Annotated in this window: 13 protein-coding genes; 2 read left to right on the plus strand and 11 right to left on the minus strand. The window is 71.7% G+C overall.

Going from position 1 to position 10,816, the window contains the following annotated elements:
* The coding region (locus tag ACI379_RS08495) for an EF-Tu/IF-2/RF-3 family GTPase (RefSeq protein ID WP_439791650.1) at positions 1–1,247 on the plus strand (1,247 nt) is incomplete at its 5' end.
* A gap of 101 nt (positions 1,248–1,348) precedes the next feature.
* Here the strand turns inward: ACI379_RS08495 and ACI379_RS08500 are convergent.
* The 6 genes from ACI379_RS08500 to ACI379_RS08525 all read right to left on the minus strand — a co-directional run bounded on the left by ACI379_RS08500 (position 1,349) and on the right by ACI379_RS08525 (position 6,381).
* Positions 1,349–1,825 carry a hypothetical protein gene (locus ACI379_RS08500; RefSeq protein ID WP_439791651.1) on the minus strand — a complete coding sequence of 159 codons (477 nt, stop codon included), beginning with the start codon at positions 1,823–1,825 and terminating at the stop codon, positions 1,349–1,351.
* A 58-nt stretch (positions 1,826–1,883) separates the two neighbouring features.
* Positions 1,884–2,798, minus strand: a complete 915-nt coding sequence (locus tag ACI379_RS08505) for a carbohydrate-binding domain-containing protein (protein WP_439791652.1) — start codon at positions 2,796–2,798, stop codon at positions 1,884–1,886.
* On the minus strand, positions 2,795–3,382 hold the full coding sequence (locus tag ACI379_RS08510; protein WP_439791653.1) for a carbohydrate-binding domain-containing protein: 588 nt from the start codon (positions 3,380–3,382) through the stop codon (positions 2,795–2,797). The genes ACI379_RS08505 and ACI379_RS08510 overlap by 4 nt, the downstream gene beginning before the upstream one ends.
* Before the next feature lie 144 nt (positions 3,383–3,526).
* Positions 3,527–4,012 (minus strand): SRPBCC family protein, encoded by a 486-nt coding sequence (locus tag ACI379_RS08515; RefSeq protein ID WP_439791654.1) that lies wholly within the window; start codon positions 4,010–4,012, stop codon positions 3,527–3,529.
* A gap of 89 nt (positions 4,013–4,101) precedes the next feature.
* The gene (locus ACI379_RS08520; RefSeq protein ID WP_439791655.1) at positions 4,102–5,088 is read right to left on the minus strand and encodes an alpha/beta hydrolase fold domain-containing protein; all 987 of its coding nucleotides are present in this window, start codon (positions 5,086–5,088) and stop codon (positions 4,102–4,104) included.
* A 96-nt stretch (positions 5,089–5,184) separates the two neighbouring features.
* Complete coding sequence (locus tag ACI379_RS08525) at positions 5,185–6,381, minus strand: CynX/NimT family MFS transporter (protein WP_439791656.1); 1,197 nt, start codon at positions 6,379–6,381, stop codon at positions 5,185–5,187.
* 176 nt (positions 6,382–6,557) lie between these two features.
* Between ACI379_RS08525 and ACI379_RS08530 the strand changes: the two genes are divergently transcribed.
* Complete coding sequence (locus ACI379_RS08530; protein WP_439791657.1) at positions 6,558–7,748, plus strand: saccharopine dehydrogenase family protein; 1,191 nt, start codon at positions 6,558–6,560, stop codon at positions 7,746–7,748.
* A gap of 11 nt (positions 7,749–7,759) precedes the next feature.
* On the opposite strand, the gene ACI379_RS08535 is transcribed toward ACI379_RS08530, so the two are convergent.
* From ACI379_RS08535 to ACI379_RS08555, 5 genes are all read right to left on the minus strand, one after another.
* Positions 7,760–8,053 carry a DUF1905 domain-containing protein gene (locus tag ACI379_RS08535; protein ID WP_439791658.1) on the minus strand — a complete coding sequence of 98 codons (294 nt, stop codon included), beginning with the start codon at positions 8,051–8,053 and terminating at the stop codon, positions 7,760–7,762.
* A 4-nt stretch (positions 8,054–8,057) separates the two neighbouring features.
* The gene (locus tag ACI379_RS08540; RefSeq protein WP_439791659.1) at positions 8,058–8,405 is read right to left on the minus strand and encodes a DUF2200 domain-containing protein; all 348 of its coding nucleotides are present in this window, start codon (positions 8,403–8,405) and stop codon (positions 8,058–8,060) included.
* A gap of 9 nt (positions 8,406–8,414) precedes the next feature.
* Positions 8,415–8,924, minus strand: a complete 510-nt coding sequence (locus ACI379_RS08545; protein ID WP_439791660.1) for a VanZ family protein — start codon at positions 8,922–8,924, stop codon at positions 8,415–8,417.
* The gene (locus ACI379_RS08550) at positions 8,921–9,544 is read right to left on the minus strand and encodes a class I SAM-dependent methyltransferase (protein ID WP_439791661.1); all 624 of its coding nucleotides are present in this window, start codon (positions 9,542–9,544) and stop codon (positions 8,921–8,923) included. The genes ACI379_RS08545 and ACI379_RS08550 overlap by 4 nt, the downstream gene beginning before the upstream one ends.
* Before the next feature lie 207 nt (positions 9,545–9,751).
* Positions 9,752–10,597 carry a hypothetical protein gene (locus ACI379_RS08555; protein ID WP_439791662.1) on the minus strand — a complete coding sequence of 282 codons (846 nt, stop codon included), beginning with the start codon at positions 10,595–10,597 and terminating at the stop codon, positions 9,752–9,754.
* Between the last annotated feature and the right edge of the window lie 219 nt (positions 10,598–10,816).

Consider the following 10,816-nt stretch of genomic DNA (forward strand, 5'->3'; position numbering starts at 1 on the left):
CGCCCGAGTACGACGAGGACGCCCCGCTGCAGGCGCACGTCACCAACCTCGACGCCTCGCCGTTCCTTGGCCGTCTCGCGCTGCTGCGCATCCACCAGGGCACCCTCAAGAAGGGGCAGACCGTGGCGTGGATGAAGCGCGACGGCGACGTCAAGAACGTGCGCATCACCGAGCTGCTCGTCACCGAGGGCCTCGACCGCGTCCCCGGCGAGTCCGCGGGCCCCGGTGACATCGTCGCCGTCGCGGGCATCCCGGAGATCATGATCGGCGAGACGCTGGCCGACGCCGAGAACCCGGTCGCCCTGCCGCTGATCCACGTCGACGAGCCCGCGATCTCGATGACCATCGGTACCAACACCTCGCCGCTGGTCGGCAAGGTCAAGGGCTCCAAGGTCACCGCCCGCCTGGTCAAGGACCGCCTCGACTCCGAGCTCATCGGCAACGTGTCGCTGCGCATCCTCCCGACCGAGCGTCCCGACGCCTGGGAGGTGCAGGGCCGCGGCGAGCTGGCGCTGGCCATCCTGGTCGAGCAGATGCGCCGCGAGGGTTACGAGCTGACCGTCGGCAAGCCGCAGGTGGTCACCAAGGAGGTCGACGGGAAGGTCCACGAGCCGATGGAGCGCCTCACCATCGACGCGCCCGAGGAGTACCTCGGCACCATCACCGAGCTCCTGGCCAACCGCAAGGGCCGCATGGAGACGATGAGCAACCACGGCACCGGCTGGATCCGGATGGAGTTCGTGGTGCCCGCGCGCGGCCTGATCGGCTTCCGCACCGACTTCCTCACCGAGACCCGCGGCACCGGCATCGCCCACCACATCTCCGACGGCTACGCCCCGTGGGCCGGCGAGATCCGCAGCCGCCAGTCCGGCTCCCTGGTCGCCGACCGCTCCGGCGCTGCCACCGCGTACGCGATGACGTCGCTGCAGGAGCGCGGCGTGATGTTCGTGGAGCCCGCCACCGAGGTGTACGAGGGCATGATCGTCGGCGAGAACTCCCGCGCCGACGACATGGACGTCAACATCACCAAGGAGAAGCAGCAGACCAACATCCGCTCGGCCACCTCCGACAACTTCGAGAAGCTGATCCCGCCGCGCAAGCTGAGCCTGGAGCAGTGCCTGGAGTTCTGCCGCGAGGACGAGTGCGTGGAGGTCACCCCGGAGACCGTGCGCATCCGCAAGGTCGACCTGGACGCCAACACCCGGGCCAAGGCTGCGAGCCGGGCGCGCAAGGCGAACAAGGGCTGAGGCTCCCGCAGACCAACAGGAAGAACCCCCTCACACGACCCGTCACGGGTTGCTGGGAGGGGGTTCTTCCTGTTCGGGTACGCCGCCGCGGGCAGCGCACCTCACGACTGGACGGCGGACTCCTCGGTGGTGCCTCCGGGCGTCGTGGTCTCCGTGTCGGGCTGGCCGTCCCCGTCCAGGTCCGGCGCGCTCTGCTCGGTGCCGGACTGCCCCTGGGTGCCCGGGGGTGCCTGGCTCACGTCCATCGAGCCGGGCGGCATCCCCTGGCCGCCCCCGGGGCCGGTGAACTGCTGGTCGCCCTCGGCCGGGGCGGTGCCCTCGGTGGCCGCACCGGTGTGACCGACCGCGTAGCCGGCTCCGAAGCCGACGCCTCCGACGGCGAGGACTGCTGCGGTGGCGCCGGCGGCGACCAGCGCGCGCAGGGTGCGCCGTGGGCGGGTCCGGCCGGCGGGGGTCTGGCCCTGGGTCTGCGTCGGGTCAGCGGGGGTCTGGTCAGCCGGGGCCTGGTCGGTCTGGCTGCCGGACGGGTCCGCGTCGTACGGGCCGGTGCTGCTGGGGGTGGGGTACGTCTGGTTCATGTCATTGCCCTTCGTGTGTGCCGGTGGTCTCGGGTCTGGTGGTCTCGGGTCTGGATGCTCAGCCCATGGGCCCTGCGCCCATGCCGCCCCCGGCCGGAGCCTCGTCGGCCACGACGGTGGTCTCGGTGCCCTCGACGCTGACGACGTAGGTCTCGCCGGCCTCGATGTCGGAGGAGGAGAGCACCAGCGAGGCGCTGTCCTTGTCCAGGACGTAGGTGGCGAGCTCGGTGCCGTACGCGTCGCTGACGCTCACGGTGTCGCCCGCGGACGCGGTCGTGGCCAGCGCGGTCGCGATCCACCCCTGCTCGGAGTCGGCCGAGGGGGCGACCATCATCCCGGCGCTGCCGTGGGCGACCAGGGTGCCCCCGGAGACCAGGAAGGTGCCGTTGACGTCGATCGCGCCGTTGCCGTCGGTGGTGGGACCGTGGACGGTCACCTCGCCGCCGGTCATCACCGCGTCGCCGTTGGAGTCCAGGCCGTCGCCGCTGGAGAAGACCTCGATCGTCCCGCCGTTGATGACCAGGTGCAGCGAGGAGTCGGCGGCCATCTCGCCTCCCGGCGCACCGTCGGTGCTGGCGCTGTCGTCGGAGGAGGCGACGTTGATGCCGTCGTCGGCGGAGTGCAGCTCCAGAGAACCGTCGTCGATCACGACCAGGGCCCCCTCGAGGGCCTCGACCGACTCGACCACGACGACCTCGCCGCCGGACATCAGCACCTCCAGGCCCTTGATCCCGTCGTCGGCCGAGGAGACCTCCAGGGAGCCACCCTCGACGAGCACGAAACCGCTGCCGGCGTCGGTGTCGTTGTCGGACTTCACCCCGTCCCCCTCGGCGTCGACGGTGACGTCGCCCCCGCGCAGCACCAGGTAGTCCTTGCCGATGATGCCGTCGTCGACGGCGTCGACCTCGATGGTCCCGCCGGAGATGACCAGTCCGTCCTTGGCGACGATGCCGTTGTTGAACCGGCCGGTCACGTGCAGGGAACCGAGGTCCCACCGATGGTGAGGTCCGCGGTGGAGTACAGCGCCCCCGTGGGCGCCTCCTCGCTGGTGTCCTCGTACGTGGCGGCGTCGGTGAGGCTGTTCTGGCTGCCCTCGGCGAGCACGACGACGACGGTGTCGGCGTCGACCACGTTGAGCGCCGGGCCCGTGGAGGAGGTGATGTCCGCACCGTCGAGGACCAGCCGTACGGCACCGTCCACGGCACTGTCGACGACGACCTGACCGGCCAGCTCGCCGGAGAGCCGGTAGGTACCCGGCGCACTGAGCGTCACGGTGCCGTCGTCGGACACGGTGACCGCCTCGGAGTCGGAGTCGGCCGTGGCGCCGTCGAGCTCGACCTCGACGACGTCGCTCTCGTCGTAGGAGGTCTCGCCCTCGACGACCTCGATGTTGTCGGCCAGGGCGTCCTCCACCGTGATCACCGTGGAGCTGCTCGAGCTCAAGGCGCTCGTGGAGGACGTGCTGCTCGACGAGGTCGCGGTGGCGGTTCCGCAGGCAGCCAGCACGCAGACGGCGGTGAGGGCGGCGAGGCCCTGACGGATCTTGGGGAGTCGCATCGTGGAGCTCCTTCCGGTCCCGGCCGGTCCGGCGGGATAGGTGGTGGAGACTCCACTGTGTGCGGGCGACCTGTCACGACCTTGGCGTGAGGTTGTGCACTTCCTGTGAGCGGTCCGGAGTGCGGGGCCGGGGGCTCGACGTGCCTACTGCTCGGTGCCGTCCTGCTCGGCGCCGTCCTGCTCGGCGGAGGCCTTGATCGTGGCCAAGGTCTGCTGCATGCCGGCGAGCATCACCTGCCCGTACGCCTCGACCCCACCGTAGAACCCGTCCGCGAGCTCCTGGGACAGCGGCGAGATCCCCTCGGAGGTCTCGCGGCGCTGGCGCAGCAGGGTGCCGGCCTCGGTGGCCTCCACGAGGGTCGACCAGGTCACCCAGTTCTCGTCGATGCGGAAGGCGATCTCACGGCCCGCCTCGTAGCGCACGACCTCGCCGTGGGTCACCCAGACCAGCTCGCCGTCGCGGTTGCGGTTGGTGAAGCGGGTGCCGACGCCGACGGCACCGTCCCCCTTGACGCGCACCGACTCCACCTGCGGGCTCCACTGCGCCATCCGTTCCGGGTCGGCGACCAGCGACCAGACGTGCTCGGGTGCGGCGGTGATCTCGATCTCGGCCTGCAGGTCGGTGTCCATCAGCGTTCCTCTCCTCCGGGGTGGCCCAGCGTAGGGGGAAGCGCCCCCGCCGCGCTGCGAAGGGACACGCAGCACGGCGGGGCGGCAGCTCAGGCCAGCCCGAGGCACTCCCGCTCGAAGCGCACCAGCTCGGAGAGGAGCTCGCGGTCCTCCGGCGTGGCGCCGCTGAACCTGCCGTGGGGCATCGCCTCCATGACGTGCAGCTCCGCCGGGACGCCGACGCGAAGCAGAGCGCGGTGCATCCGTACGGTCTCGGAGAGGAGGACGTCCCGGGTGCCGCTCTGGAGGAAGGTGCGCGGGAACCCGCTGACGTCGCCGTAGATCGGCGAGAGGTACGGGTGGTCGAGCTCGTGCCCGTCGGCGTACAGCACGCTCACCTCGTGCACCGAGGACAGGATGTCGATGCCGTCGTTGGTGCGCCAGGTGTCGCCGGCCTCGGTGAGGTCGAGCTCGGGCGTGCGCAGGGCCAGACCGGCCGGCATGGGGAGTCCCTCGTCCCGGGCGCGCAGCAGCAGCGCTGCCGCGAGGTTTCCCCCGGCCGAGGCCCCGCCGACCACGACGTTGTCCGCGCCGAACTGGTCGAGGGCCTCGCGGTAGAGCGCGAGGCAGTCGTCCAGCCCGGCCGGGTACGGGGCCGCGGGCGGCATCCGGTAGTCCGGCGACCAGGTCACGCTGGCCCGCCCGGCCGCAGCAGCCGCGGCCGACTTCCAGGCCAGCTCCCCGCCACCGAACATCAAGGCTCCGCCGTGGATGTCGATCACCACGCTCGAGGGCTCCTCGACACCGGCCGGAACCAGCACCCAGGTCGGGACCCCACCGATCACCTGACGCTCCCGCGTGATGCTGCCCTCCGGCGGCATCGACAGCCCGTAGAAGCCGTCGGTCAGCTGGTCCATCACCTCGATCCGCGCCTCCCACGCGGGCAGGTCCCCCTGCGCCGGCCAGGGCTCGCGGGCAGGCGAGGCCGCCGAGAGCATGGTGAGGAACGCCTGCGCCTCGGCGCTGATCGTGGTGGGCGCCGGGGGGCGCGGGCGGGCGGTCTCGACCGGGATCTCCTGCTCGAGGGCGTCAGTCATGTGGGCTCCTGCTCCGTTCGCTTGGGCTTGTGATGCGCGTCACCCTAGGTGGGTGTCGCAGCCCCCGCGCGGCCGATTCCGCTGACCGCGACCGGCTCAGCGCGCCAGCTCGTCCTCCACGTACACCGGCCGCGCGGCGTACAGGCCGACGAGGAACTGCGGCACGCAGAGCAGGAGCAGGAACCACAACGGGACCGTCCAGCCGCCGGTGGCGTCGTACAGCGCGCCGACGGCGAACGGTCCGACAGCGGCCAGCAGGTAGCCGGCCGACTGGGTGAAGCCGGACAGCGCGGCCGTGCCGGACGGGGTGCGCGAGCGCAGACCGATCATGGTGAGGATGAGCGGGAACGTGCAGGCGCCGGTGCCGACCACGACCGCCCACACCACCGCCAGGTCGTGCGGGGAGACGAGCAGGCCGACGTACCCGATCGGGTAGCAGGCCATGACGGCGGCCAGCAGACCGCGCTGGTCCTTGCGGCGCGCGGCCGCAGCGGGGAGGTACAGCGAGAGCGGGATGCTGACGGCTCCCAGCAGACCGACGAGCGCGCCGGCCACCGTCGGCGAGAAGCCGGCGTCACGCCACAGCTGCGGGAACCAGCCGAAGATCGAGTACGCCTGCAGCGACTGCAGGCCGAAGAACGCCGCCATCGCCCACCCCAGCCGGGTGCGCGCCACCTGGGCGAGCGTCACCTCGTGGGGCGCGGACTCGGGCGTACGGTCGTGGGCCAGCAGGCCGAGCCACGGCAGCAGCGCCACCGCGCCGACCACCGCCCACACGCCGAGGCCGGCCCGCCAGCTCCCGAACGCCTCCGCGACCGGCACGGTCAGCGTCAGTGCCGCGGTCAGGCCGATCGCGAGCGCGGTCGTGTACGCCGCGGTGACCGCGCCGACACGGGTCGGGAAGTGCAGCTTGACCAGTGACGGGAGCAGCACGTTGGCCGCCGCCATGCCGGCCAGCGCCACCATCGACAGCACCAAAAACGCCCAGGTCGTGCCGACCGCAGCGCGGGCCGCCAGCCCCACCACGACCGCGGCCAGCGAGAACGCCGTCACGCGGTGGACGCCGAAGCGTCGCGCCGCCCAGGGAGAGGCGGCCCCGAACGCGGCGAACGCCAGCACCGGGAGCGAGGTCAGCAGGCCGGCCACCGAGTGCGACATCGACAGGCCCTCGGTGACCTCCTCCAGCACCGGCCCCACGCTGACCGCCGCCGGTCGCAGGTTGAAGGCCAGCAGGACGATGCCGGCCAGGACGAGCAGGCGGCCCTGGGTGGGGCGGGCGGAACTCTCACTCACCGCTGGACGGTATCCCCGGGGCGGTCAGCGGGCGGCATCGGGCGAGGGCGCAGGGGCTCCGGCGAGAGCGGCGTCACCTGCGACCACCTCGTCGCACGCAGGCCAGGACGTGCTGCGGAGCGGTCGCCCGGGCGGCCGGAGCGGAGCACGTCGCGCAGGTGCCAGACTGGTCGACCATGAGCACCCACGAGGACCGCACCTACGACGTCGTGCTGTTCGGGGCGACGGGTTTCGCCGGCGGGCTGACTGCCGCCCACCTCGCCAGCCACCTGCCGTCCGACGCACGGTGGGCGCTGGTCGGACGCAACGAGGGCCGGCTGGAGCAGGTGCGCGCCACCCTCCCCGCGGGCGCCGCGGCAGCACCCGACCTGCTCGTCGCGGACGCGACCGACCCCGACTCGTTGCGCCGCGTCGCGGAGGCCACACGGGTCGTGGCCACCACTGTCGGGCCGTACCTCGAGCACGGCGAGCCCCTGGTGGCGGCCTGCGCCGAGGCGGGCACCGACTACGCCGACCTGACCGGGGAGCCCGAGTTCATCGACCGGATGTGGCTGGCCCACCACGAGACGGCCGTACGCACCGGGGCGCGGCTGGTGCACGCGTGCGGGTTCGACTCCGTCCCCCACGACCTCGGCGCGTACTTCACGGTGCAGCAGTTGCCCACCGGCGTACCGATCACCCTGTCCGGGGTGGTGCGCTCCAACGCCTCCCTGTCAGGCGGGACGTTCCACTCCGCGCTCGGCCAGTTCGCGCGAGCCCGGCAGATGCGGGCCACGATGGGTGAGCGCCGCACCCGCGAGGCACGCCCCGCGGGACGCCGGGCGCGGGCCCGCAGCGGCAAGGTGCACCGCGACGACGACCTGGGCCTGTGGCTGGTGCCGCTGCCCACGGTCGACCCGTTCGTGGTCGCCCGTTCCGCGGCGGCGCTGGAGTCGTACGGTCCCGACTTCGCCTACTCCCACTACGCCGGCCTGAAGAAGCTGCGCACGCTGGCCGTCTCTGCCGTCGGGCTGGGAGGGCTGATGGTGGCCGCGCAGGTCCCGCCGCTGCGCCGCGCCGTGGCCTCCCGCATCCCCGCGGGCACCGGGCCGTCGCCGTCGCGGCGCGACAAGTCGTGGTTCACCGTCGACATGGTCGGCGAGGGCGGAGGCCAGCGCGTCCACACGCAGGTCCGTGGCGGCGACCCCGGGTACACGGAGACGGCCGTCATGCTCGGCGAGGCCGCGATGTCGCTCGCGTACGACGACAACCCGCCCACCGCGGGCCAGGTCACCACGGCAGCCGCGATGGGCGACCACCTGCTGCGGCGCCTGCAGGAGGCCGGGATCACGTTCACGGTCGTCGACGCGGGCGCCTCCGCCGACTGAACAGCGGAGCGCTACTCCCGGCCGACGCGCAGCGCGACGTCAAGGACGTCGCCCAACGCCCAGCCGGCCGGGCGGCGTACGGCGTCCTTGAGCGGCAGCAGGTAGCGGCCGTCCTTGGGGAAGAGTGCGGTGGTGAACTCGATGTCGTCGATGTGCACGACGACCGGCACCTGGCCCCAGTACTCGATGCCCTGGGCGAGGAACTTGATGTCGTCGCTCTCGGCCTCGCCGATCTCGACGAAGTAGTACGGCGCGGGGCCGCGCCACTCCACGACGGGCCCGGTGAACTCGAGGTCGGCGCGCACGCCCTCAGCCCCGCAGGACCTTCTCCATCGCCTTGCCCCTGGCCAGCTCGTCGACGAGCTTGTCGAGGTAGCGGATCTGCTGCATCAGCGGGTCCTCGATCTCCTCGACCCGCTTCCCGCACACGACCCCGGTGATCATCCCGACGTGGGGGTTCAGTTCGGCCGCGCCGAAGAACTCCTCGAAGGTGGTCGCGTCAGCGAGCCGGCGCTGCAGCGCTGCCTCGTCGTAACCGGTGAGCCACTCGATCACCTCGTGCAACTCGGCGACCGTGCGGCCCTTCTTCTCGACCTTGGCGACGTAGTGCGGGTACACCGAGGCGACGGACGTGGTGAAGATGCGGTGGCCGGCCATGGGCCCACCCTAGTTCGCACCACCGACAGCCACGGGGCGACGGCTCTCCCGCCAGGCGGCGGCCCGCAGCGACACCATCGCGAGCAGCCCGCCCAGGACGGCACCGAGCGAGTTGGCCAGCCAGTCGTCGGTCGAGCACGAACGACCCAGCGCCGGGACCAGCCCCTGGACCGACTCGATCGCCAGCGACAGCGCGGACCCCGCCAGCACGGCCGCCACGACGCGGCGGCTGGCGACGGCCGCGAGCAACACCGGTACGGCGAAGAGGAGGACGTTGGCCGCCCCCTCGACCCGCCCCAGCGTCGGCCACGACCACGCGACCTCGCAGCGGTACCAGAGCTCGCGGTCGACCGGCACCATCGTCACCAGCACCACCGGTACCAGCGAAGCAGCTGCCATGCCCCACGCGAGTCTCGTGCGCGGCACCAGCCATGCGCCCACGAGGGGCCCCACCAGCACCACCGCGGCGAACCCCAGACGGACCAGCCACGGGTGCTCGACGAGGATCGTCGAGATCATCGGGGTCCGACGCGCAGGACAGTCACCGCGAAATCGGCGGCGTCGGTGAACGCGTCAAGGTGCCAGGTGGCGAACCGCTGCTCGACGTGGGCGACCCCGTCGGCGGCGATCTCGGCGAGGTCGGCGTCGTACGTCTCGAACGGGTAGGCCTCGTCGCGGCGGAATCCGATCACGACGCGACCGCCCGGACGGGTGACGGCGCACAGGTTGCGCAACACCTGCTGCTCGGTGCCGGGCGCCACGAAGACCATCACGTTGCCGGCGGTGACCACGAGGTCCACCGGCTCCCCACCGACGTCCGCGAGGGTCAGCTCGCTGAGGTCCACCACCGCGTACCTCGGGCCGGGGTGGTCGGCGGCCGCTGCCCCGATGAGGACCGGATCGACGTCGAGGCCGTACACGGTGTGCCCGGCCGCGTGCAGCGCACCGGCCATCCGGCCCGCCCCGCAGCCCGCGTCGAGGATCCGCGAACCGCGGGCCGCCATGGCGTCGATGAACCGGGCCTCACCGAGCAGGTCGGCGCCCTCGGCGGCCAGCGCCTTGAACCGGTCGACGTACCACTGCGAGTGGCCGTCCTTGGTGTCGGTGAACCAACGGGGCAGGGGCTTGTCGGTGCTCATGGGTCCATCCTCCCCGACTCCAGTTCCCGCGGTCTCGACAGGCTCCGCGTCACCGCCAGCGCCCCGGGCTACGTCACGCGGAGCGTCACCACCGCGCGCACCGCCCGGATCCAGCGGCGCTGAGCGCTCCACCCGGGCCGCTGGTGCTCCTCAACCACCGGACGCCGGCACCCGAAGGGGTGCCGGCGTCCTGTGGGAGGGAGCAGGTCAGACGCAGACCTCGTAGTCGAACGAGATCCCGGAGATGACGATCTGCTGGTCGTTGTTGAGGTTCCAGCTGCCTGCGTTCTCGAGGCCGTTCCAGTAGTTGATGGAGAACGACGACGTCGATCCGGAGAACTGGTAGACGGCGCTACCAGCGGTCGAGGTCAGGTCGATCCCCGAGTTCGACGTGCTGTCCAAGTACGTGTCGGCCGACGTCCCGAGCCGACCCGCCCGGACGTTGGTGCCGCGTGCCACCATCGAGGCCGTCGCGCCCGAGCCGGCGAGCACGTAAAGACGGTCCGCGAAGTCACCGCTGGCGTTGTCGATGTCCGACAGGGTGAAACGGAGGTTGGTGACGGGGCGGGTGAAGGTGAACGTCCACACGCCCGTGTGACGCGTGGGGTTGTTCGTGTCGTGCTCGCCGCCGCCGCGTCGCTGGGCGAGGTTGAGGCCCGTCGTGGTCCCCGACACGCCCGGCTCGCGGCCCGTGGTGACGGTGGTGAACGTGCGGTTGTTCCCGTCGCTGAAGGAGCTCAGCGTACGCATCTGGTTCGGCTCGCTGCTCACGACGGTCGGGGCCGTGAAGGCGGCGCTGATCTTGATGGCGGCCGCCGAGGCGCCCGCCGGGGTGTAGGTCTGCTCCCAGGTCGTGCGAGCGGAGTTGTACTGGCTGCTCCCCGAGGTCAGGGCGAGGCTGACGGGATACTTGGTGCACACCTGCGTCGCGGCGAACGCCGGCGCGGCGGAGACGGCGGCCACGGCCGGCACGGCCCAGGCGGCCGAGCGCACGACGGCGCGACGAGAAGGAACGGGCGTGCTCTGGGCGCGCTCGTTGAAACGATCGGACATGAGATCCCCCCACGGAATCGCTGGCTGTCCAGCCAGTCAAGTATTCGGATGTGCTGACCGCGCGGACCTACCCCTAGGCCGCGCGCAGGTGCCCCTTCGGAGAGGCAGGTCGCCTTGCGGGGCGAACCACGTTGAACCTACTTCCTAGTACCGACAATTGGGGAGAAATCAGGCTTTCTTGAGGAAAACTTGAGGAAACCTTCGCGTTTCTAGCGCCTG

Origin of the sequence: Nocardioides sp. (assembly GCF_051876515.1) — a bacterium.
Classification (GTDB): Bacteria; Actinomycetota; Actinomycetes; order Propionibacteriales; family Nocardioidaceae; genus Nocardioides.